The organism is Deinococcus roseus (assembly GCF_014646895.1).
GTDB lineage: Bacteria > Deinococcota > Deinococci > Deinococcales > Deinococcaceae > Deinococcus_C > Deinococcus_C roseus.
Genome location: NZ_BMOD01000003.1, coordinates 58,248 through 80,155, shown reverse-complemented (window position 1 = coordinate 80,155; position 21,908 = coordinate 58,248). Strand labels below are relative to the sequence as shown.

19 protein-coding genes are annotated in these 21,908 nt (G+C 55.2%); 9 read left to right on the top strand and 10 right to left on the bottom strand.

Translation table 11 applies throughout. The features are described from left to right. Positions 1-195 precede the first annotated feature (195 nt). The gene (locus tag IEY52_RS05845) at positions 196-2,631 is read left to right on the top strand and encodes a transglycosylase domain-containing protein (protein ID WP_229684653.1); all 2,436 of its coding nucleotides are present in this window, start codon (positions 196-198) and stop codon (positions 2,629-2,631) included. Positions 2,632-2,647: 16 nt separating this feature from the next. Here IEY52_RS05845 and IEY52_RS05840 read toward each other — a convergent pair whose 3' ends face one another. From IEY52_RS05840 to IEY52_RS05830, 3 genes are all read right to left on the bottom strand, one after another. After that, positions 2,648-4,219 carry an alpha-amylase family glycosyl hydrolase gene (locus tag IEY52_RS05840; RefSeq protein WP_189001304.1) on the bottom strand — a complete coding sequence of 524 codons (1,572 nt, stop codon included), beginning with the start codon at positions 4,217-4,219 and terminating at the stop codon, positions 2,648-2,650. A 17-nt stretch (positions 4,220-4,236) separates the two neighbouring features. Further along, entirely contained in the window at positions 4,237-4,671 is a 435-nt protein-coding gene (locus tag IEY52_RS05835) for a nuclear transport factor 2 family protein (RefSeq protein ID WP_189001302.1), read from the bottom strand. 295 nt (positions 4,672-4,966) lie between these two features. Further along, positions 4,967-5,584 carry a TetR/AcrR family transcriptional regulator gene (locus IEY52_RS05830; RefSeq protein ID WP_189001300.1) on the bottom strand — a complete coding sequence of 206 codons (618 nt, stop codon included), beginning with the start codon at positions 5,582-5,584 and terminating at the stop codon, positions 4,967-4,969. Between the two features lie 124 nt (positions 5,585-5,708). Here IEY52_RS05830 and IEY52_RS05825 point away from each other — a divergent pair, with 124 nt between their 5' ends. Continuing rightward, complete coding sequence (locus IEY52_RS05825) at positions 5,709-6,953, top strand: aminopeptidase (protein WP_189001298.1); 1,245 nt, start codon at positions 5,709-5,711, stop codon at positions 6,951-6,953. Between the two features lie 41 nt (positions 6,954-6,994). Here the strand turns inward: IEY52_RS05825 and IEY52_RS05820 are convergent, their stop codons facing one another. The 4 genes from IEY52_RS05820 to IEY52_RS05805 form a co-directional block, all read right to left on the bottom strand. Then, positions 6,995-8,128 carry a Gfo/Idh/MocA family protein gene (locus tag IEY52_RS05820; protein WP_229684652.1) on the bottom strand — a complete coding sequence of 378 codons (1,134 nt, stop codon included), beginning with the start codon at positions 8,126-8,128 and terminating at the stop codon, positions 6,995-6,997. Then, positions 8,125-9,132 carry a sugar phosphate isomerase/epimerase family protein gene (locus IEY52_RS05815; RefSeq protein ID WP_189001296.1) on the bottom strand — a complete coding sequence of 336 codons (1,008 nt, stop codon included), beginning with the start codon at positions 9,130-9,132 and terminating at the stop codon, positions 8,125-8,127. The genes IEY52_RS05820 and IEY52_RS05815 overlap by 4 nt, the downstream gene beginning before the upstream one ends. A gap of 217 nt (positions 9,133-9,349) precedes the next feature. Next, complete coding sequence (locus IEY52_RS05810; RefSeq protein ID WP_189001294.1) at positions 9,350-10,372, bottom strand: Gfo/Idh/MocA family protein; 1,023 nt, start codon at positions 10,370-10,372, stop codon at positions 9,350-9,352. Further along, positions 10,372-11,091, bottom strand: a complete 720-nt coding sequence (locus IEY52_RS05805) for a ThuA domain-containing protein (protein WP_189001292.1) — start codon at positions 11,089-11,091, stop codon at positions 10,372-10,374. Before IEY52_RS05805 ends, IEY52_RS05810 begins: the two co-directional genes overlap by 1 nt. A gap of 215 nt (positions 11,092-11,306) precedes the next feature. On the opposite strand from IEY52_RS05805, the gene IEY52_RS05800 reads away from it, so the two are divergent. From IEY52_RS05800 to IEY52_RS05780, 5 genes are all read left to right on the top strand, one after another. Continuing rightward, positions 11,307-12,143 (top strand): AraC family transcriptional regulator, encoded by an 837-nt coding sequence (locus IEY52_RS05800; protein WP_189001290.1) that lies wholly within the window; start codon positions 11,307-11,309, stop codon positions 12,141-12,143. 1,038 nt (positions 12,144-13,181) lie between these two features. Continuing rightward, the gene (locus IEY52_RS05795; protein ID WP_189001288.1) at positions 13,182-14,564 is read left to right on the top strand and encodes a replication initiator protein A; all 1,383 of its coding nucleotides are present in this window, start codon (positions 13,182-13,184) and stop codon (positions 14,562-14,564) included. A gap of 437 nt (positions 14,565-15,001) precedes the next feature. Further along, entirely contained in the window at positions 15,002-15,967 is a 966-nt protein-coding gene (locus tag IEY52_RS05790) for a PrsW family intramembrane metalloprotease (protein ID WP_189001285.1), read from the top strand. A 73-nt stretch (positions 15,968-16,040) separates the two neighbouring features. Beyond that, positions 16,041-16,871, top strand: a complete 831-nt coding sequence (locus tag IEY52_RS05785) for an AraC family transcriptional regulator (RefSeq protein ID WP_189001283.1) — start codon at positions 16,041-16,043, stop codon at positions 16,869-16,871. Positions 16,872-17,061: 190 nt separating this feature from the next. Then, the gene (locus IEY52_RS05780; RefSeq protein ID WP_189001281.1) at positions 17,062-18,141 is read left to right on the top strand and encodes a phytanoyl-CoA dioxygenase family protein; all 1,080 of its coding nucleotides are present in this window, start codon (positions 17,062-17,064) and stop codon (positions 18,139-18,141) included. Between the two features lie 3 nt (positions 18,142-18,144). On the opposite strand, the gene IEY52_RS05775 is transcribed toward IEY52_RS05780, so the two are convergent. Next, a complete protein-coding gene (locus tag IEY52_RS05775) occupies positions 18,145-18,942 on the bottom strand; it encodes an ATP-grasp domain-containing protein (RefSeq protein ID WP_189001279.1) in 798 nt (265 codons plus the stop codon). Positions 18,943-19,004: 62 nt separating this feature from the next. Between IEY52_RS05775 and IEY52_RS05770 the strand changes: the two genes are divergently transcribed. After that, positions 19,005-19,415 carry a RidA family protein gene (locus IEY52_RS05770; protein WP_189001277.1) on the top strand — a complete coding sequence of 137 codons (411 nt, stop codon included), beginning with the start codon at positions 19,005-19,007 and terminating at the stop codon, positions 19,413-19,415. Beyond that, positions 19,412-19,996, top strand: coding sequence for a helix-turn-helix domain-containing protein (locus IEY52_RS05765; protein WP_189001275.1), 585 nt, complete (start codon positions 19,412-19,414; stop codon positions 19,994-19,996). Before IEY52_RS05770 ends, IEY52_RS05765 begins: the two co-directional genes overlap by 4 nt. 99 nt (positions 19,997-20,095) lie before the next feature. Here the strand turns inward: IEY52_RS05765 and IEY52_RS05760 are convergent, their stop codons facing one another. Both IEY52_RS05760 and IEY52_RS05755 read right to left on the bottom strand, forming a co-directional pair. Continuing rightward, positions 20,096-21,067: an aldo/keto reductase gene (locus IEY52_RS05760; RefSeq protein ID WP_189001272.1), complete on the bottom strand. Its 972-nt coding sequence runs from the start codon at positions 21,065-21,067 to the stop codon at positions 20,096-20,098. 96 nt (positions 21,068-21,163) lie between these two features. Beyond that, positions 21,164-21,799: an HD domain-containing protein gene (locus tag IEY52_RS05755; RefSeq protein WP_189001270.1), complete on the bottom strand. Its 636-nt coding sequence runs from the start codon at positions 21,797-21,799 to the stop codon at positions 21,164-21,166. Between the last annotated feature and the right edge of the window lie 109 nt (positions 21,800-21,908).

The window sequence follows — 21,908 nt, the reverse complement described above, 5'->3', positions numbered from 1 at the left end:
AAAAACAATCGTTCTCAGGGTACACCTTTCAGGGGAGCTTCAGGGGCAGCGAAACAGAAAACCAGAGAAAGCACCGCTTCGCTGCCCCTGATTCCAGCAGGTTCCTTACGGAAATGTGACATTCCTCAAGAAATCCTCAGCATTTTCCGTGACCATCAAAGGCCAGATCTCAAGATCCCTGCATAAAATTGTATTATGCATTGGTTTATGCGTTTTTTAAGCTGGTTTTTTCGCTTCACGCTGCTTTTGATGTTGCTGGGCATTGTGGGACTGGGCATCACCTTTTACCGCTGGCAACCCGAACTGAAAAAAGTCAGCACCCTGCAGAACCTGAAATACGCTGGCCGGGCCACCCTGCTGGACAGTGAAGGCCGGGTGGTCAAGGTGGTGGCCGTGACTGCCGAGGGCCATGTGCAACCTGCCCGCAAATTCCTGACCCCCAGCCAGATCAGCCCCTGGCTGCAAAAAGCGGTGGTGGCCAGCGAGGATGTGCGTTTCTTTGAGCACCAGGGCATTGACCTGAAAGGCCTGTCCCGTGCGCTCTGGAAAACCCTCTCCGGGGACACCGAGGGGGGAAGCACCATCACCCAGCAGGTGGTCAAGAACACCCTGCTGGCAGAGCTGCATGGTGCACGCACCCTGGAACGCAAGCTCAAAGAAGCGTTCTTTGCCCTGGAAGTGGAAAACGAATTCTCCAAAGAAGAGATCCTGAACCTGTACCTCAACCTGATCTACTGGGGCAAGGCCCGCAATGACCTGATCGGGGTGCAGGACGCAGCCAGAGCGTATTTCAACAAGAACGCTGTGGACCTCAATCTGGCCGAAAGTGTGTACCTCGCCCTCCTGCTGCCCACTCCGGCCCGTTACCTGGATTACCCGGCTTACCGTCCCCTGATGAAAGACCTGCTGTCCAGAATGGTGGAAAAAGGCACCCTCACCCAGCATGAAGCCGATCAGGCCTGGCGTTACCCTTTGCAACCCGCTGGCTGGACCGTCAAATACGACAAAAAAGGCAAACTGCTGGCCGCAAAACTGACCGACCGGCAAGCCCGCAAAAAGAATTTCCCTCAACCTGAACACCATTACGCAGATGCCTTCCTGGATGAGGTGGAACGGGAACTGGTGCAGCATGTCAGGATCAGGGATTTCTACACCTCGGACATCCGGGTGTACACCACCCTGAACCGCAAAGCCCAGCTTGCTGCTGAAACCGCCAGCCAGAAAGCTGTTTTGCCTGCAGGCGCAACCCTGGGCATGGCCCTGCTGGACCCCCTGACCGGAGATGTGCAGGCCCTGGTGGGTCAGAAACTGAACGATGGGGTCTTTGAGGAATGGAACCACGCCACCCGTTCCAGACGGCAGGTGGGCAGTTCCATCAAACCCCTGCTTTACACCCTGGCCCTGCAAAAAGGCTGGCAGCAGAGCGACACCGTGCTGGATGCCCCTCTGCAAGGCAAATACCAGCCCCAGAACTACAGCGGCACCTCCACCGGGGAACCCATCATGCTCAGGCGCGCCCTGGACCACAGCCTGAATTTGCCCACCCTGCACCTGCTGGAAAAAATCGGGGTGGAGGACTTCAAGAAGAAATTGACCCTGCTGGGTTTGCAGCCAGACCCTCAGGCAGGGCTTGCCATTGGGATTGGAGCACTGGAAGCCACACCCCTGGACATGGCAGCGGCCTACGCGCCTTTTGTGAACGGTGGAATGTACCGTGCGCCCCGTTTCATCACCCAGATCACCATGAACGGGGCGGTGCTGAAAAAAGTGCGTCTGAGCAAACCCGTGCGGGTCTGGAGCGAACCCGTGGCCTACCTGGGCTGGGACATGATCCGGGGTGTGGTCAACGACCTGACCCCACAACAGGGCGGCCTGGGCTGGAAAGCCAGGATTCCTGGCTGGCAGGTGGGCGGCAAAACGGGAACCACCAACGAGGTCAAAGATTTGTGGTTTGTGGGCACCACCCCGAAACTGACCGGAGCTGTATGGGTGGGCAAAAACGACAACACCCCCATGCCAAAAACGGCCTACAGCGGCACCATCTCGGCCCCGATCTGGCAGCAGGCAGTGTCTCTGGCCCTGCAAAATGAAAAAACCATTGTGGTGGACAGACCCAGAAACCTGGTCACCCGTGAAGTCACCGGACTGGAAATGGCCTTTTATCAGCCCAAAGGGCAGCTGCACGCTCTGGTGGCTGTGAAACCTGTGAAACCAGCTGCAAAACCCATCTCAACAAAAACACAACAAAGCACCCCTCAAAAGGTTTATCGTCCGATCAAAACCCCTGCTGCTGTCTCTGCAACCCAGCTTCAAATGCAACGTCTGGCAGAAGCCCGCAAAAGGGCAGCATGGGCCAGACAACAGGAATTGCAAAGGCAGGCCGCAGCCCAGAAACAGGCCCTTCTGAGACAGCAGGCCTTGCAACAACAGGCCGCAGCAAGGCAAAAACAACGGCTGGTGGCCCAGAGGGAACAGCAACGCCGCACCCTCCGAACCGAAACCCTCCAGGCCCAGGCGGCTTTCCTGAAACGCCAGCAACGCAAAGTCCAGATTGCTCAGGCCCTGAATGCCAGAACCAGCAAGCAGTTTGCCAAGCAGTACAACAAGATCCGCAAGCAAAACAAACACTGACCAGAATGCTGACCCCTCAGGGCTCCAAAAGAGACACCACCGACACCCCATGGCCTTCCAGCATCCCACTGACCCTGCCTGCAGAGACGTTCAGGCCATTCAGGACCCCAGAACCCTGACTGTTCTGGTAAGGGGTGCCTGAGAGGGCCAGCTGGATTTGCTGGCCCTGTTCTGTGAGGTTGATGCTGACCAGCAACACCTGATTGGGCAAAAAGCGAATGAAACTCAGGGTGCCTGCAGGCGAGACCAGGGACAGGTGCCCTCCGGTTTGCAAAGCAGGATGCTGGTTGCGCAACTGGATCATCTGCTGGTAATGCCTCAGCAGGGACCCTGGGGTGTCCTGCTGGGCCTGCACACTGACCTGGGGTTCACGGGTGCTGAAGATCTGCCAGGGAAAGTAGGTGCTGAATCCTGCACGGCCCTCGGTGGTCCAGCGCATGGGGGTGCGCTTGTGCTCATCGGCGGTGCCTGAGCCGTTGGGCATGCCAATTTCCTGTCCGTAATACAGGATCGGGGTGCCTGGAAGGGTCATGAGCAAACTGGCCGCCACTTTTGCCTCTGAAAGGGTGAGTTCAGGCCGCACCAGGTCATGGTTGCTGATGAAAATGCCATCCAGGGCCCCACTGGGATAATGCAGGGTCACCTGATCCAGCACCTGCTCTATGGGGGCAGCATTTCCGGTTTTGATGCCTTCCAGAAGGGCGACCTGCAGGTCAAAATTGAACCCCATGTCCTCTCCCTCGCCGTCCAGAAAGTACTTGGCCACATTGGCCACGCTGGTCCAGGCTTCGGTGAGCACCAGGGCATCTGGACGAACGGCTTTCACCTGTCTGGTGAAGGTGCGCACCCACTCCAGGTTTTCCAGGCTGTCAGGTGCGTTGTCGGTGTCGCTTTCGATGAGGTGGCGAGAAGCATCCACCCGGAAACCGTCGATGCCGCGGTTCAGCCAGAACCGGGCTGCCTCTGACATGGCTTTTTGCACAGCCGCGTTCTTCCAGTTGAGGTCGGGCATCTCGCTCCAGAACACCCCGTAGTAATAAGCATCGCCTTTTTTGTGCCAGGTTTGCCCCTCACCAGACCAGGGCTGGGTCCAGCCTGGATTGTCTTTGCGCCAGATGTACCAGTCCCGAAAGCTGGAGGCAGGGTTCAGTGCCTGCTGAAACCAGGGATGCTGGCTGGAGGTGTGGTTGGGCACCCAGTCCAGCACCACCCGGAGGCCCAGACGGTGCGCAGCGGCAACCAGAGCATCAAAATCTGCCAGCGTGCCATAATCCGGATTCACATCCTGCTGCTCCGTCACGTCGTAACCGTGGTAGGAAGGGCTGGGGTAAATCGGCATCAACCAGAGGGCACCCACCCCCAGGCTTTTGAGGTACTCCAGCCGGGAGGTGATGCCTTTCAGGTCTCCTGTGCCGTCTCCATCGCTGTCCTGAAAAGAGCGCACAAAAATCTGGTAGACGACCGTGTGGGCTGCCCAGTGGTCTTGCTGCACCGTCAGTGGAGGCCGGAGGTTCTGGCTGGATGCTGCACCTGAAAGGGTCAGCAAGCCCGTCAAAACGAGTGAAGCAAAGGTTTTGCTGGATTTCATGCTGGATGTCATGCTGATCACTCGGGAATTTCGGTGTTGAAGGGGCCAACAAAACCAGTCAGGGATTTGATTTTGCCGGATTCATCGAATCCCAGCACATCAAAGCCTTCGGCCAGCAGCGACTGGTCTGGTCTTCTGAGCTGCCAGGCCACGCGGGCCACGTTGTGGTGCTGCGCCAGCGGACCGAACACCACCACGAGCCCAGGGAAGGAGCTTTTCATGCTGACCACGAAGTCTTCAAAGCCAGAGTGGCCCACCGATTGGGTGCGGTTGTTCATGAAATGAAAATCCTCGGTGAGGCCTTCTTTCATCAGCACTGCACGTTTTGCCGGATCGTTTTCGGCCCAGATTTGCGCATAAAGGTCGAGGCCTTTGCGGATGGACTGAAAAGACTGGGCATGGCTGATGGAAGTGGTCAGGGCAAGCAGGGTCAAAGCAAGGTGTTTTTTCATGGGATCCTTTGTGCTGCACCCGAAGGTGCGGAGAGAGGCTTGAACTGTAGATGGATTGCAGCGGGTTGACTGTTGGCAGTCCAAACCTATGGAATCGCTTCCATATTGCGAAACCATCCACATCCGAGAAACTGTTTTGTTGGCGTTTTGGAGGCACGGCACAGCAACAGGTGGCAACCTTCAGCGCTCCTGGGTCAGTGTAACATAATATGTTTCCAGCGACAACATTGTTTCCAGTGGAAACATTCGATCATCCTTTTCAGCCCGGATCAGCTTCAAGCCAGCAGCGAACTGCCTACAAACCCTGAGCCAGTTGCTGGGCCATCATGTGGGCCAGGGTTTCCAGGGGGCTTTCTGGAATGCCCGGCAGCACAATCTGCTCCATGCGGATCTGGGCGATGCCATGCATCATGCCCCAGCACATCAGGGCCTTCTCTCCCACATGGCCCTCACCAAACACACCCGCCTGCTGCCCTTTGTGGATCAACTGTTCCAATTGCACAAAAGCTTCGATGGACAACCGCGCCACCTCAGGAAACGCCTGGTGCCTGGACAGCAAGTCACCAAACATCACCCTCAGCAGGTTGGGATGCTTTGCAGCAAACTTCAGGTACACCAGCACAGCGATCTCCAGCGCCCGGATGGGATCGGGCTCTTGCTGTTCCCCAGAAGTCTGGTGCCAGGAAATCAAGGTTCTGAACCCCTCCATGGCCAGTTCTGCCAGCAGGGCATCCCGGTCCGGGAAATGCCGGTAAATGGCCGCATTGCTCACCCCGGCACGGCGGGCAATTTCCCTGAGTCCAAAACCACTGAGGCCCTCGGTGGCCAGCAGTTCACTGCCCAGTTGCAAAAGGGCATTGCGCAAATCCCCATGGTGGTAAGGTTTTTTTCTGGAAAGACGTTGCTCTGTCATGGGTTCACCTGCCTGCCCAGCCTGACTATACCTGCTGGAACCCGCTTCTGCCAAAACCCAGGGCACATCAGACACAGGGCGCATCAGACACAGTGCCCTGCAGCAACGCCCTTTAGACTGGGCCATGCTGACCTTTGAACAAAAGTTGCGCAATTACAGTGAAATTGCCCTCAACATCGGATTGGGCTTGAAACCGGGCCAGCGCCTGCTGATCAGTTGCCCAGTGGAAGCCGCACCTCTGGCCCGGATGGTCACGGAAGCCGCTTACAGGCTGGAAACCCGTCTGGTGGAGGTGCTGTGGGAAGACGATGCAGTGTTGCTCAGCCGCTTTCAGCATTCCAGGCACAACAATTTTGATGAGGTCCCCCATTGGCACAGCCGCATCCACCTGGAACACGCCCAGAGGGGAGATCCCATCCTCTCCATCCGGGCTTCCAATCCCCAGTTGCTGCAAGGGCAGGATCCCGAAAAAGTGCGTGCCTGCAATCTGGCTTTCAGTCAGTCCAGAGCCCGTTACCTGCAAGAGGTGTACAACAACACTTTCGCCTGGAGCATCCTGGGGGTGCCCACCCAGGGCTGGGCCGCAGCTGTCTTTCCCGATGTGTCAGCCAGTCAGCAGCAAGACAGGCTCTGGGATGCCATTTTCGCTGCAACACGCGCAGATCAGGAAAACGCTTTGCAACTCTGGCAGGACCACATTCAAAACCTGCAACAGCAAGCAAACCTCCTGAACGCCAGAAAATACACCGCCTTGCACTTCAAAAGCCCCCAGACAGACCTCACCATCGGGCTACCGGAAGGCCATTCCTGGGAAACCGCTCAGCACAGAACCACCCGTGGAGCACTGTTTTTTGCCAACATCCCTTCCGAGGAGGTGTTCACCCTCCCCCACCGGGAACAGGTGGATGGCAGGGTCAGCAGCACCAGACCGCTGGTGCATCAGGGACAGCTGATCCGCAACTTTACTGTCCAGTTCAAGGCAGGCAAGGCCGTCCATGTGCAGGCCGAGGAGGGCGAAGCCGCCCTGAAACACTTGCTCTCCACCGATGAGGGCTCTGCCTTCCTGGGTGAGGTGGCGCTGGTGTCGGCTTCCAGCCCCATCCAGCAGTCCGGGATCTTTTTCTACAGCACCCTTTTCGATGAAAACGCAGCTTCACATCTGGCTTTTGGACAGGCTTATCCGGGCAGCCTGCAAGGAGGTCTGGACATGGACCGGGCCACTTTTGCAGCCCATGGAGGCAACAACAGCCTGATCCATGTGGATTTCATGGTGGGCAGCAGTGACATGGATGTGGACGGCATCCTGCCTGATGGCACCCATGAACCCGTGATGCATCACGGAGAGTTTGTGCTTCAGAACAAAGCATAACCCCCTCGCAAAAACCGAGGGGGAACAGAGCAGGGGCAAGCTTAAAATTCAGTCCACTTCTGGTCTGAGTGGCTGCTCTCCACCACTTTCTCGATGAACTTCACCCCAATTGCACCCTCCTGCACTGTGGGAAATTCAAACTCGGTCAGAGGGGTCCCGGCTTTGCGGGCCTCAATGGCTTCTGCAACACCCCGGTAGATGTTGGCAAAAGCTTCCAGGAAAGCCTCAGGGTGTCCTGCAGGAATGCGGGTGGCTTTCTTGGCAGCGTCGCACAGGTAGTCATTTCCACGTTTGAGGATCTGCACAGGCTCGCCCAGACGGTGGAATTCAAGGGAATTGGGGTCTTCCTGATGCCACACCAGAGAACCTTTCTCGCCAAACACCCGGATCCTCAGGTCGTTCTCCATCCCGATTTCGATCTGGGAGGCGATCAGCACGCCTTTCGCACCATTCTCAAACCTCAGCAGCACGTTGCCGTCATCATCAAGCTGGCGGCCTTCCACAAAGGTGGTCAAATCTGCGCAGATGTGGGAAATGTGCAGTCCGGTGATGCTGCCCATCAGGTTTTCGGCATGGGACCCGATGTCCCCCATCGCTCCAGCAATTCCTGAGCGTTTGGGATCGGTGCGCCAGTCTGCTTGCTTGGCTCCGGTTTCTTCGAGTCTGGTGGCCAGCCAGCCCTGGTTGTACTCCACAATCACCTTGCGGATCTTGCCCAGGTCGCCCCGACGCACCATTTCACGGGCCTGACGGACCATGGGGTATCCGGTGTAATTGTAGGTCACCCCGAACACCACCCCCTTTTCCTGCACGATGCGCACCAGGTCCTCGGCCTGCTCGCTGCTGTGCACCAGGGGTTTGTCGCTCACCACATTGAAACCCGCTTCTGCAAAAGCTTTCGCTGTGGGGTAGTGCATGTGGTTGGGGGTCACGATCACCACAAAATCAATGCGTTCCTCTTCAGGGAGGGCCAGTTCGCCTTCCAGCATGGCTTCCCAGGTCGGGTAGTTGCGCTTGACGCCCAGTTCTTTTCCAGAGGCCAGGGCTTTTTCGGGGTTGCTGGAAAATGCGCCAGCCACCAGTTCTGCCGTGGAATCCAGGGCAATGGCTTTGCGGTGCACCCCTCCGATGAAAGCGTCCTTGCCGCCCCCGATCATGCCGTACTTGAGGGTCATTGTTTCTTCCTGTCAAAGGCAGCATCGAAGGCCAGTTTGCTGGGGGTGAAGTCCAGCTTGCGCACAAAAGCAGCACTCTCGGTGGCCCCGTGAACGCGGTCCATGCGGATGTCTTCCCATTCCACCGACAGGGGCCCTGAGTAGTTGATGTCGTTGAGGGCCACAATCACATCTTCAAACTTGATGTCTCCGTGTCCCAGGCTGCGGAAGTCCCAGTAGCGGCGGTGGTCTCCGAAGTTGGTGTGACCTCCGAAAACGCCCACGCTGCCATCTCCGTGTCCCCACCAGACGTCTTTCATGTGGGCATGGAAGATGCGGTCTGCAAACTGGCGAATGAAACGGATGTAATCCACATGCTGGTAGCCCAGGTGGGAGGGGTCATAGTTGAACCCGAATCTGGGATGGTTATTAACGGCTTTGATGGCCCGCTCTGCAGTGGCAATGTCGAAGGCAATTTCGGTGGGGTGCACTTCCAGGGCAAAATTCACATCACAGTGGTCAAAGACATCCAGAATGATGCTCCAGCGCTTGCCGAAATCCTCAAAGCCAGCCTCCCAGAAGTCTTGACTGGTTGGAGGAAAGGCATAAATGGAGTGCCAGACACTGGATCCAGTGAAACCGTTGACCACTTTGACCCCGAGGGCCTGTGCAGCTCTGGCGGTGTCCATCATTTCTTCTGCGGCGCGTTTGCGCACACCTTCAGGGTCGCCGTCGCCCCAGACATGCTCTGGGAGGATGGATTTGTGGCGCTCGTCGATGAGGTCACACACGGCCTGCCCGACCAGATGGTTGCTGATGGCATAAACCCTGAGGTCATGCTGGTGCAACAACTCCAGTTTTTCTTTGACGTAATCGGGGTTGCTGAGGGCTTCTTGCACATTGAAATGGTCGCCCCAGCAGGCGAGTTCCAGACCATCGTAGCCCATGGCTTTGGCGAGGGGGGCAAGTTCTGAGAGGGGCAAATCGGCCCACTGTCCGGTGAAAAGCGTCACAGGTCTTGGCATGGTTCTCCTTTAAAAAACAGCGTCCATCACCACAGGAATGCACTCCCGAAATGACAGACGCTGCTGAAAAATACGGCTTGATGGCGGCCTGGTGAGTGATTCAGAAATAGTTAACTGCACTTACCAAATTACCTCTGAAAGGCCCTTACATCAAGCTGCAGGTCTACAGGACAGCCCCATTTTGAAATTTTTTCAGTCCAGTTCACTGCAAGACAGCTCACTGCAACTGGATGGGTTGTCCAGTTTTCGCACTCTCGTAGCCCTGCAGCACCAGACGCACGCTTTCCCGTCCGTCCTCTCCGGTGCAAATCACTTTGCCTCCCTCGCGGATGCTGCGCATGAAGTTGACCACCTGTCTGGGGTGCCCACCTTCGGAGTTGAAGGTGTAGAGCACTTCATCTGGGCGGCTCCAGTCGCGGTTTCCGCCCACACGGGTGATGTGCTTGAGGTAACGGGGCACCCCGTTGCGGATCTGGCATTCGAGCACACCCTGGGTGCCGTAAATCCAGAACCCTTCTTCCCATCCGGTGGCGGTCCAGGAGTTCTCCACACTGCCCAGGGTTCCAGAAACGAACTCCAGGTTGGCCACACTCACGTCTTCCACCTCGATGTCAAATTTGAGGGTGGACATGCGGGCAAAGATGTTTTTGACATCCCCCACGAAGTGCCGGGCCAGGTCGTACATGTGGCATCCGTTGTCCAGCATGGTGCCGCCCCCTGCCTGGGCAATGGATCCGAAGGCAGGAGAAACGGTTTCACTGCCACTCCAGTCGTGGGCCTGACGCAACCGGATGAAAGTGATTTTGCCGATGCCACCCGCCTCGATGATCTGCTTGGCCTGCTCAACATACAGGTTGCTGCGCAGGTGATGGCCAGTCTGCAGCACCACGCCAGCGTCTTTGCACACCTGGATCATCTCATCGCACTGCTCAATGGACATGGAGAGGGGTTTTTCGCACAGCACGTGCTTGCCCGCTTTTGCCGCTTCCAGGGTCAGGCCATGGTGAAAGGCATTGGGGGTGCAGATGCTGACCGCCTCGAAATCGGCTTTTTCCAGCAGTTCTGCCATGGTGGCATACCCGGGAATGGCCCACTCGGATTCCCGGCGGATGCGGGTCACTTCAAAAGGCTCCACAAAAGCCACAATCTGGGCTCCGGCTGCAGTGTAACCCTTGTAGTGGGCTCCGGCGATGTTGCCCCCACCCACCAGGGCCACCCTGAAAGGTTGCACTTCTGCCATCACTCGACCCCTGCTTCCAGCGCTCTGGCATTGCCAAATTTTCTGGGATCATGCAGGGCGGGAGCGGCCCACTTCACCCCGTTGGCGATGATGCGAACCACCTGGGCATTGTGATAGGTGGGGTAGGTTTCGTGTCCAGGACGGAAATAGAAAATCTTTCCGAAGCCTCTGCGGTAGGTGACGGCACTTCTGAACACCTCGCCACCAGAGAACCAGCTCACCATCAGCAGTTCATCTGGCGTGGGAATGTCGAAAGGCTCTCCGTACATCTCTTCGGCGTCAATTTCCACATATTCGCCCACCCCTTCCATGATCGGGTGGGAGTGGTTGATCACCCACAGGCGCTCTTTGTCGTTGGCTTCCCGCCATTTCAGGTCGCAGGTGGTGCCCATCAGCTTCTTGAAGATCTTTGAAAAGTGACCGGAGTGCAGCACAATCAAACCCATACCGTCCAGAACGCGCTTCTGAACTTTTTCCACCACTGCATCTTCCACTTCACCGTGGGCCAGGTGACCCCACCAGACCAGCACATCGGTGGCGGCCAGCACTTCATCGGTCAGGCCATGCTCGGGTTCGTCCAGAACAGCGGTTCTGGCATCAAAACCATAAGCTTCCAGACCCTGCTTGAGGGCTCCATGGATGCCTTCGGGGTAAATGGCAGTGACTTTGGGGTTGCGTTTCTCGTGGCGGTTTTCATTCCATATGGTGACTCGAATCATCTTCACTCCTTGCCTGAAGCTCCCTTGACCGGAAGCGCTTACGATTGATCATGATTTTGGTCATGGTTGCACAGCGGTTCAGCACGTTCAGGGGTGGCCGTTCGGTTTTCGTAGCCATCAGTCTAACTTCAGCAGATCAAACAAGTCTTGCTGCATTTTGCAGACTTTTTCTTGCATCCTAAGGTATTCTGAAAGGGATGCCAGTTCAGGACAGTATGAATTACACTTCAGGTTACTTTTGCTGGCTGGGACAGCCTGGAATTGCCGATCACCTGCACCGCCACAGCGACATTGAGCTCAATTTGGTGTGCTCTGGAGCCCTCACTTACCTGATGGGCGGCACCATGCAGGTCCTCAGGGAAGGCGACCTGGCCATTTTCTGGGCCATCACCCCCCACCGGATTGTGCAATTGCAGCCTGAAACCACCCTGGGGGTGGTGCACATTCCCCTCACCGATTTTCTGCGCTGGGCCCTTCCCCAGAGCCTGCTGAACCCGGTCATGCACGGTGAACTTGTGCTGCACCGGGGCATCCCTGCCCTGGACATGCTGCTGTTTGAGCGCTGGAGCAAAGAAGCCCGTGAGCTGCCCCGCTACCAGCGAGAGCCCACCGAACAATCCGAGATGCACCAGATCGTTTATCTGGAACTCCAGGCCAGGTTGCGCAGGGCAGCACACGACCTGAACCGCGCACCTGAAAAAACCAGCACGGCCCGCACCCAAACAGAAGATTTCACCCGCGTGGAAGAGATGGCCACCTTTGTGTCTTCCCATTACACTGACCCTCTGACAGTGGAAGACATTGCCCAGGGGGTCAAGCTGCATCCCAATTACGCCATGTCCCTGTTCAAGAGGACCATGGGCCTCACTTTGCTGGAATACCTGACCCAGCACCGCCTGGCCCATGCCCAGCGCCTGCTGATCACTTCCAATTGCAGCATTCTGGATGTGGCCTTAGAAGCGGGTTTTGGCTCCCTCAGCCGCTTTTATGCTGTGTTCAAGACCGAGGTGGGCATTTCTCCTCGCCAGTACCGCAACCAGCGGAGCACCTGAAATCCAGCAGTGCATCCAGAAAAAGAACATCCCTGTCTCAAAAAAGAAATCAAAAAAGAAAAAAGATCTGCTCCTGCCTGAGAACCATGCGGTCTGCAAGCAGCAATTTTGACCTGCCCAGAGTCAACTATCGTACTTTTTGTAGCGTTTTTTGATCCGCCAGAGCGGAACACTTGTCAGACGATGTTTTCACCGTTTTTGCTTTTGCCATATTGGCCTGTCCCAGGGAACAGACAGCTTTTTTCTTCACCTGCTGTCCACCCATCACAACTATCGTACTTTTTGTAGCGTTTTGCCAAAAATGCCTGTTTTTGGATCTGGATCTTCAGGTGGGTGTATAGACAGGATACCCTCCAGCAAAGCCCTGAAATCCCCCAAAACCTTCTTCAAACCTTATTCAAAATCACGCCTCTTTCAGGACCAAAAATGAGAGCAAAAATCGGCGCATCTCCGTTCAGAGAAACCACGATCAAGACGTATTTTTTACAAACAGAAATCAGGACAACTATCGTACTTTTTGTAGCGTTTTGGCCCAAAACCATCGTACCTTTTGTAGCGTTCAGGAGGTATCGTACTTTTTGTAGCGTTTGGGTATCGTACTTTTTGTAGCGTTTGCCCAAAATTCAACCCAAATGTTCTCCAGAAGCCAACGGAGCATGCCTGTGGATAACACAAATCACCATCGTACTTTTTGTAGCGTTTTTGCTCAAAACCATCGTACCTTTTGTAGCGTTTGCCCAAAAAGGGGGCCAAAATGCCCTCAAAAACTATCGTACTTTTTGTAGCGTTTTTATCGTACTTTTTGTAGCGTTTGGCTCTGGGGTATCGTACCTTTTGTAGCGTTTTGGGCCAAAATTATCGTACCTTTTGTAGCGTTTTGGGCCAAAATTATCGTACCTTTTGTAGCGTTTTGGCGAATTTTCGCCGTCCTGGAGCGAAAGTGACGTGGCCCCTTGTTGTTGTCAACAAATCTTTAAGTATTTATATCTTTATAATAAAAACAACAACAGGGGGCGAAACGCATTTCGAACATTTGTCATGGCCAAGAAAGAACCCATCAACCTCCGCCGCTTTGATGAACTGAATCTGGCCCGTTTGGGACTGATCAGCGTTCAAAGGACCATTCCAGAAAACCTCACCCGCTGGGAAGTGGAACACGAAACAGACGGGCGTGTGGTGCGTGTTGTCTGCGCAGGGACAACAGAGTATGGTGGTGTCCCACACGGCATCGACAACGACATCAGCGCTGCCATCATCAACCTGTTTATCGAGTCAGGCAGCCCTGAAGACGGTGCCCTGACCTTCACCACCTACCAGCTTTTGCGGGCCGCTGGACTGAGCACCAGCGTGAGATATTACAATCTGGCACGAGAAAGTTTGCTGCGCCTGTACTCTTCAAGCTACCTGATCACCGAAGGCTGGCGGGATCACCCCAAACGCCGCTGGGTCACAGTGGGCTTCCGCTACGTGGAAAAAATCGAGTTCACATCCGCAGATGGGGACACCCTGGACGGCAAATCCATCATTCGGGTGGTGATTCCCAAGGAGCTGGTGCACAGCATCCGGGCCGGGTACATCAAGCCCCTGGACCTGCAGTTCATGCGCTCTCTGGAACAACCCACCACCCGTGCGCTTTTTCGCTTGCTGGACGCGCAGAGGGTGGATCCTGAAGACCCTTCCAGAACCGTTCAGGTGTTGCAGGTGGACCTGCTGGAGTGGGCCGAGATGTGCAAACTGGTGCTCCCCACAGCCCACCGGATCCGGCGTGCCCTAGAACCTGCCCATGAGGAGCTGATTGCCAAGGGATATCTGGCCAGTGTTTCTTACTCTGGGAGAGGAAAAAAACAGAACATCACTTACGCTTTTGCCCAGGGGGTGTTGTCCCATCCTATTTCGCAAGAACTGGTCGATGTTTTGATGGAGAATGGGGTGGCAGAAAGCCGTGCCAGAGACCTGGTTCGCCAATACGGGGAGCAGGTGGGTGAAGCAGCTGTCCGCATGGAAACCATGCTGAAATCGGGGTTTCGTCCCAGAAATCCTGCGGGTTTTCTGGTGGATTTGCTGATGAATCCTGGGAAATATGCCCAAGACGGAGAAAATCCCGAAAATACCCTGAGCCTGGAACCGTCAAACAGCAAGCTGGAACTGGACCGCCAGGTGTTGTCTGCCGAGCAGGGGGAGCAGCAACGTTTGCGGGAAGAATACGATCGAATGAGTCCTGGACAGCGTGGAGAGTATGTGGTGCGCACCCTCAACCTGCTGATCCGATCTGCCCTGAAGCCCCTGGAGTACGACCTGCTGCAAGATGCAGTGGTTCAGGGGGAAGTGGATGGCTTTCAACTGATCCGCTCTGCCAGCACCGCTGTGATCCAGAAGAAGCTGAGCCACTTCATCGAAGACATCCGGCAATTGCTCTATTAAGCCACAGAATCGTTTTTAAGGATGGTGCGTGTGTTGGGGTGCCATAATTGTACTTGAGAAAAATGGAGGCTGCTTAAAAACGATTCTACTGCGTGGTGAAGGACGGGTTTGACGGCAGGGCTCTGGTGTAAAAAACCAGAGGATTTCTGGGAGATTTTTGTGAAAATCCCCCTATGGGACACTGAAAATAAAAACGCTACAAAAAGTACGATAGTTGGTTTTTCGGGGATGACCCATGGGTCATCCCCTTTTTGTTGTCATTTCCCTTGCAGAAGCTGAAAAACCATCTCTCTGGTGGCCCATGTCGGGCAAGTCTGGATTCGGCACCAACTTTCATGTCGATGTGCCACAATGCAGGCCATCTGTTTGAAGTTTTCTGGCTTGCCCTGCATGCAGGTGAAATTGCTGTCCCAGAGCCAATATGTGGAGGATTTTCAATGAATGACTTGCCCCCAGAAGCCCCAAACCGTCCAGATCCCAGCCCCGAATCTCAGTTTGGAACCCTGTTGCGGGACCTGAAAGCGCTTCCATTCAATGCCCTTTTCCCTTTCGCCGATTGGTTGAAAGCGGGTCTTCTGGGCCAGCCCCTCACCCGAACCATCCTGCTGATGGCGCTCTTTCCACTGGGGATTTATTACTTTCTGGGCCAGAACGCTTCCATCCAGACTTCGGGGTGGGCTTTTGGGGTGTACTTTGCAGCCATCTGGGCTTACATTCTGCACCTGATGGTGCGCCCAGAAAACATCCGCTGGAGCACAGCTTCTGGAGTGGCCTTTTTCACCACCCTGGTGGGCATTGCCACCGTGCTTTTTGTGCAAAAGTTTCCGGTGATCAGCTGGCTGTATGCTGCCACAGAATCTCCTTTTTCTCCCCTCAGGTTGGTGGGGTTCATCCTGGGGGTGGGTGTCCTTGAGGAGGCCGTGAAACTGGCTCCGGTGGTTTACCTGGTGTTGAAGCTCCGGGAAGTGAAAGACCTGAAACAGGCAGCCTATTATGCGGGCATCAGCGGTCTGGCTTTTGGGGTGGCGGAAGCGGTTTCGTATCTCTATTTGCTGCGCTTGCAGGATGTGGGACAACTGGTTTATGGTGGTCCCCTGAACAATGGCAGCACCATCATTCTGCAGATGGTGCGCCTGATCACCCTGCCTTTCTTGCATTGCATGTTCAGCAGCATTGCCGGGTACTACATCGGGCTTTCTCTCTACAGCAGAGAGAAACATCGGGCCTGGATTGTGTTTGGAATTGCGCTGGCTGCCATCATACATGGGCTTTATGATTTCTTTTCTTCGTCTTATCTGGGGATTGTGGTGGCAGCAGTGACCATCTTGCTTTTTGCAGGATACCTGTATTCTTCCCGCAACATCACCGAACAGGTGGAATCCCAGAAGAACATGCATGTCTGATGCTGTAACCGTTTTTTGTTGAGACCATGGGCCTGAAATGGTTGCTTGAAGGGTGTTTGCTTGGAGTAAAAACATGCTGAAACTTTCTCTGCCTTCAGCTTATGGTGTGGCCACCTACCCTCCCGGGGCCACGTTTGGTCCCAGGTTGTTGCAGGACCATGAGTTTGTCTGGGTGCTGGAAGGCCATGCCCAGTACCTGTCTGGGTCAAAATTGCTTGAATTGCCTCCTGGAACCCTGCTGTTGTGCCAGGCTGGAAGCACAGATTTTTTTGCCTGGGATCCTGACCACCACACCCGACATGCCTATGTTCATTTCCAGATCGAGGAGGTGCCTGCATCCTGGCTTCCTGCAGAAGGGTGGCCCAGGATGTGCGCCATAGACAGTTCCAGCATTCTGGTTCCCCTCTTCGAGCACCTTCTGGCCTGTGTGGAAACGGCCAGTGAAGAGCAGATCAAAGCTGTCTTGGAGTTGATGTTGACGGCTTTTGTGACAGGCCAGACCACCCTCAGGCGCTCCTACCAGAAATGGCCGCGCACCCTGGAACAGGTCATGAAGCAGGTGCATGACACCCTGGAACAGAACCCTGCCCATCCGTTCACCCTGAAAGAACTGGCCCGGATCGCGAACATCACCCCTGAGTACCTGTGTCGCCTGTTCAAAACGCACACTGGACATCCGCCGCTGGAATGGGTGAGGCTTGTCAGGCTGGACCGGGCACTGGTGCTGGTGACGCGCACCAATTACCGTTTTTCGGAGATCAGTCACCTGCTGGGTTTTGCCAGCCCGTTTCATTTTTCCAGACGGTTCAAATCTGCATATGGATTTTCACCCCGAGAGGTGCGAGAGCAGGCCCGATCAGGAAAGTCCATTCCCCTTTCCCGGCTGGTGCAGGTGGAGTTTTAAAGCCTTTGACAGAAGAACAAGCGGTTGTCTTCTGGGTGGATGTTTTTGGAGCTCGGGGTTTCACCACAAGTTTCTTCTTTCGTTGATCCATGCAACAAGGTCAATTCTGGATATGTTTTTCAAAATCATGGGCATTCCCCTGCAGGGAAAAATTGGGCACAATGCCTTCAAGATTCCACAGGAGGTTTTCATGTCTTTGACGGCTCCCATCACCCACCAGAAATACCGGGTATCGGTTCAGGAGTTTCGCACTTTTCGGGAACAGGGCTTTCTGGTGGTGCGGGGTCTCCTCTCCCCTCTTGAGGTGCAGGAACTGCAGCAACACACCGCAGATTTGATGCAGGGCAAACTCCCGGAACAGCGGGAAAGAACAGCGGACTGGGACCCCTCCCGGCACACCGGGACCACCCAGCAGGAACTGGAAGCACCCCCTGAGCACCTTTCACCAGAAGAGAAAGCCGCGTATTTTTTGCGCATCCACATGCTGCACCGCAAACTGGAACTGCATGAGCGGTATTTGCTGCATCCTGGTGTGCTGGATGTGCTGGAGGCATTGATTGGGCCGGACATTCTGGCCTTGCAAAGCATGCTGTTCATCAAGGGACCAGGAAAACCCGGTCAGGGCTGGCATCAGGACAGTTATTACATTCCCACCGAACCGGACACCCTTTGTGGAGCCTGGATGGCCATTGATGATGTGGACGAATACAACGGGGCCATGTGGTTCTCAAAAGGCAGCCAGCAGGAACCCATTTATCCTCCAGTGTCTGGACAGTATGGCTTTGGGCAGCGGGATCTGGCAGGAACGTTTGAAGTGGGCGGGGTCAGCAACCCCAACGATGAGGAAAACGACCTGGCCCGGATTGCCAATCGGTATGACCAGCTTCTGGTGTCTGCCAGAGCAGGGGATGTGGTGTTCTTTGGCGGGCACGTTTTGCACCGCAGCAAGAAAAACATGACCCTGGACCGTTTCAGGCGCTCTTTTGTGGGCCACTACTGCAATGCGAGGTCTTTCACCCAGTGGGGAGCAGATGACAGCGTTGCTGCCAGAGATCCCATCACAGGCATGTCCAACAGTTCGCACATTCTGGCCCGTGGGGACACACACCTGCCGTTTGCAAAGCCCAGATTTGGAACCCCCTGTGCAGCCCTGCTCAGTTCAGAAGAACGCAAATCTGCAGCAGGTGTGAGCACCCGCATGATGGGTGACATGGAAGCAGGCATGATGGGTGAGATGCCCATCGATCCCACCCTGAAGGATGAGGATTGAGGTTCAGCTCAGGCTGGAAAGGGCTTGCAAAACAGGCTGAAAGTCCTGCAGGGTCCAGTGTTTCAGGTCGCTGACCTGCCCATCTCCCAGTTCCATGATCCTCAGGCGACCCTCTGCATGCTGAACCACATCCACAGAGAAGAAAGGGGTGGAGATGTGTTGTGCTGCCACCTGGACAGGTTCTGGGATGGATCCGGCTCTGGAGTAAGGCTGTCCTTGTACCACAAAGTAACGTTCCTCGGTGTCTGGCAGCAGGTCTTCAAAACACCGGATGCATAGACCCCCTTCAATTTCACCCCGATATTGCACCATCTGGACAGCAATCAAGGTGATTTCTTCCAGGGTGTGTGCAACAGGACCATGGCCTGTGGAAAGGGATTTGACCCAGTCCTTCACAAAATAAGCAGGCCATTTCACATCCTGCAGCCCATCGATGGCGTCTTCTGGTGTATCGAAAAAGCGGGTTTCCGGGGTGAAGTCCTGCAAGGCAGGGTACCATTCAGGAAGGTGGTGGGTGAGCCTGTAGTGCTCTGGAGAGGTCAGCAGTCTCCTGCCTTCGTGTTGAACCAGCTGATTCAGCACTGCATATTGTTTTTCAGACAGCATCCAACCCCGATAAAGCAGAAGTTCATTTTCAGGAACAGCAGGAGAGGTTTTCAGAACACCTTCCAGCAGATCTTCAAAGGAAATTCTGGAGGTGGAAAGGTTCAGGCTTCTGGCCAGATCCTGTTCCTGTTCATATTGGTCATCGACATGTTTCAGATCAAAAGGCACAGCAGGATACAGGAAGCGAAGGGACATGTTTTCAGCATAACCAGTTTGCAGGGCTTGCCATGATTCCCTTATTGTGGAACAATTCCTCTATGGCGAATAAGCGAATCAATTATGCTGGCAGTTCACCCCTCGAACCTGTGATTGGCTACTCCCGCGTGGTGCGGGTGGGGAACATCGTGCATGTGGCAGGCACCACAGCCACCCGTCCAGATGGTTCTGGGAAAATTGTGGGTGTGGGAGACATGTACCTGCAGACCAGACAGACCCTGGAAAACATCCAGACCGCCTTGCAAAATGCTGGAATTGACCTGAAGCATGTGGTGCGCACCCGCATGTTTGTCACGGACATTTCCCGCTGGGAAGAAGTGGGCCGGGCACACGGAGAGTTCTTCAGAGACATCCGGCCCGTGGCCGCCATGTATGGCATTCAGGCCCTGGTGAATCCGGACATGCTGGTGGAGATTGAAGTGGAAGCCATCCTTCCTGAGGGTCATCCTTGAGCGACCCCTCTCAGCAGGATCTGGATGTGGTGAAACTGGGGGCCAGAATCCGGGGGGAGCGCCTTCGCAAAGGCATCACCCTGGAAACCCTGGCAGAGAAAGCAGGAATCAGCCGCAGCATGCTTTCCGATGTGGAACGCGGCCAGAAGGTGCCCACCATCGTGATGCTGGGCCGCATTGCTGCAGGTCTGGACACCACTGTTGCCCGTTTTCTGGAAGAAGAGCGCAGTGACCGGGTGTTCCTGCTGAAAAAAGACCAGCAGGCCATTTACCACAGCCCTGGGGTCAAAAGCCGCATTCTCTCCCCTGTTCTGCCTCGCAATGAACTCACCCTGATTGAGGTGACCCTGGACCCAGGTTACCGGGGCCTTCCCCTTACCCCCCATGCCAGAGGCTCAAGGGAATATTTGCTGGTTCAGCAGGGCAGCATGGTGGCTGTTTTGAATGGTCTGGAATACACCCTCCATGAAGGGGACACCCTGTTCTATGAAGCAGATCAGGAACACATTTATGCCAACCCTTTCGAACTTGCCTGTGTTTTTGTGCTGGTGATGGACATCCAGGGTGGCCCAGAAGTCTGATTTTTCTGGAAATTTAAAAAGCAATCCCACAGAAGAAAAACCCCTTTGCTGCGACGTCGCAGCAAAGGGGTTTTTGAGGGATTTTTGAGGCTCAAAAGCTCACCAGGCGTAGGCTTCTGGGGCCTGCCCACCCGGACCAGGCCAGATTTCATCCAGCTTTTTCAGAGCATCTGCATCCAGCGTGATGTCCAGGGCTTTCAGGTTGCCTTCCAGTTGCTCCAGGGTTCTGGGGCCAATGATGGGGGCGGTGACTGCCGGGTTGTGCAGAAGCCAGGCCAGGGCCACATCTGCAGGGTGCTGCCCGAGTTCCTGACAGAAAGCCTCGTACTGTTCCAGTTGAGGGCGATGCTTTTCAATGGCGGTTTGCATCCGTTCGCTGGCCCTTCTGCCTTCACTGACTTTTTGCAGCACCCCACCCAGCAGGCCGCCAGCCAGAGGACTCCAGGGGATCAGGCCCAGACCGAAAGACTGGCAGGCAGGAATGACTTCCAGTTCAATCATGCGGGCATTCAGGTTGTAGAGGCTCTGTTCAGAAACCAGACCCATGAAGTGCCGCTGGCTGGCGAGGCTGTTGGCCTGGGCAATGTTCCAGCCTGCGAAATTGCTGGACCCCACATACAGCACCTTGCCTTCGCGCACCAGTTGCTCCATGGCCTGCCAGATTTCCTCCCAGGGGGTGGAGCGGTCGATGTGGTGCATCTGGTACAGATCGATGTGGTCGGTTTTCAGGCGGCGCAGGCTGTCCTCGCAGGCTTTGCGGATGTGGTAAGCCGAGAGCTTCTGGTCGTTGGGCCCCTCCCCCATCTTGCCGTACACCTTGGTGGCCAGCACAATCTGGTCGCGTTTGCCAGGATTTTTTTCCAGCCAGTTCCCGATGATCTTTTCGGTGATGCCTTCACCGGTTTTCCAGCCGTACACATCTGCAGTGTCGAAGAAATTGATGCCCCGGTCCAGCGCAGCGTCCATGATGCCATAACTGTCTTCTTCGGTGGTTTCGGGACCGAAGTTCATGGTGCCCAGGCAGAGGGGGCTGACTTTCAGGCCAGTGCGTCCTAAATTGCGGTGTTGCATGCAGATCTCCTTGGGTGTGCAGTTTTGAAATCGACCAGATTTTACCCTGTCTTTTTTGTTTCATATGGAACTTAAGTGACATCTCTTTCTGACAACTCAGGCAGGGTGATGTTCTGAAGCGTTTTCTTCAGCCCCAGGTGTACTGTGAAGAATGCCTGCTTTTACGGCATCCTGCAACAATTCCAGGACAAATTCCCACAGCACAGGAAAACGCCTGAGGTGTTTTTCCTTGAGTTTCAGCAAACGTTCCATGGTGAGGTCAGGATGTTTTTCTGTGCAGCCCAGACCTCCCTGACCCCAGGTGAGCAGCATGGGCTGCAGGGCGTCCAGTGCTCTGGCGTACTGGGCTTCAGGGGTTTTCTGGGTTTCAAACTCCTCAAACAGATCCAGAAAATGCTTTTGCTGGTCTTCGGGCAGCAGGCCAAAAAGCTGCTTTGCCGCCTGCCATTCCTGCTCAGCCTGTTGCTGAAGGTCTGCTGCAGAGACATCGAAAAAAGTGTCACCTGCGTAAATTTCCACCAGATCATGCAACAGCAAAAGTTGAATCACCCGGTTCATGTCGGTGCCTGCGGGGGCATGTTCTGCCAGGGTCAGGGCCATCAGGGCCAGATGCCAGGAATGCTCTGCACTGTTTTCCATGCGGCTGCCATTGTGCAGGGTGGTGGTGCGGATGATGTTTTTCAGCTGGTCACAGGTGAGGAGGAACTGCATCTGGGCAGCAAGACGGTTCATCTCCAGATTTTAAGGGTTTCAGGGCCGGATGGAAAGCAGGCAGGCCCATTTTCTGTGTTGATGTGTTGCAGAAATCAAAATTTCAGAAATTTATTTTGTTCATCCCACA

Coding starts and splice junctions, on each gene's coding strand:
- IEY52_RS05845 (WP_229684653.1), top strand. CDS start 196: ATGCATTGGTTTATGCGTTTTTTAAGCTGGTTTTTTCGCTTCACGCTG.
- IEY52_RS05840 (WP_189001304.1), bottom strand. CDS start 4,219: ATGAAATCCAGCAAAACCTTTGCTTCACTCGTTTTGACGGGCTTGCTG.
- IEY52_RS05835 (WP_189001302.1), bottom strand. CDS start 4,671: ATGAAAAAACACCTTGCTTTGACCCTGCTTGCCCTGACCACTTCCATC.
- IEY52_RS05830 (WP_189001300.1), bottom strand. CDS start 5,584: ATGACAGAGCAACGTCTTTCCAGAAAAAAACCTTACCACCATGGGGAT.
- IEY52_RS05825 (WP_189001298.1), top strand. CDS start 5,709: ATGCTGACCTTTGAACAAAAGTTGCGCAATTACAGTGAAATTGCCCTC.
- IEY52_RS05820 (WP_229684652.1), bottom strand. CDS start 8,128: ATGACCCTCAAGTACGGCATGATCGGGGGCGGCAAGGACGCTTTCATC.
- IEY52_RS05815 (WP_189001296.1), bottom strand. CDS start 9,132: ATGCCAAGACCTGTGACGCTTTTCACCGGACAGTGGGCCGATTTGCCC.
- IEY52_RS05810 (WP_189001294.1), bottom strand. CDS start 10,372: ATGGCAGAAGTGCAACCTTTCAGGGTGGCCCTGGTGGGTGGGGGCAAC.
- IEY52_RS05805 (WP_189001292.1), bottom strand. CDS start 11,091: ATGATTCGAGTCACCATATGGAATGAAAACCGCCACGAGAAACGCAAC.
- IEY52_RS05800 (WP_189001290.1), top strand. CDS start 11,307: ATGAATTACACTTCAGGTTACTTTTGCTGGCTGGGACAGCCTGGAATT.
- IEY52_RS05795 (WP_189001288.1), top strand. CDS start 13,182: ATGGCCAAGAAAGAACCCATCAACCTCCGCCGCTTTGATGAACTGAAT.
- IEY52_RS05790 (WP_189001285.1), top strand. CDS start 15,002: ATGAATGACTTGCCCCCAGAAGCCCCAAACCGTCCAGATCCCAGCCCC.
- IEY52_RS05785 (WP_189001283.1), top strand. CDS start 16,041: ATGCTGAAACTTTCTCTGCCTTCAGCTTATGGTGTGGCCACCTACCCT.
- IEY52_RS05780 (WP_189001281.1), top strand. CDS start 17,062: ATGTCTTTGACGGCTCCCATCACCCACCAGAAATACCGGGTATCGGTT.
- IEY52_RS05775 (WP_189001279.1), bottom strand. CDS start 18,942: ATGTCCCTTCGCTTCCTGTATCCTGCTGTGCCTTTTGATCTGAAACAT.
- IEY52_RS05770 (WP_189001277.1), top strand. CDS start 19,005: ATGGCGAATAAGCGAATCAATTATGCTGGCAGTTCACCCCTCGAACCT.
- IEY52_RS05760 (WP_189001272.1), bottom strand. CDS start 21,067: ATGCAACACCGCAATTTAGGACGCACTGGCCTGAAAGTCAGCCCCCTC.
- IEY52_RS05755 (WP_189001270.1), bottom strand. CDS start 21,799: ATGAACCGTCTTGCTGCCCAGATGCAGTTCCTCCTCACCTGTGACCAG.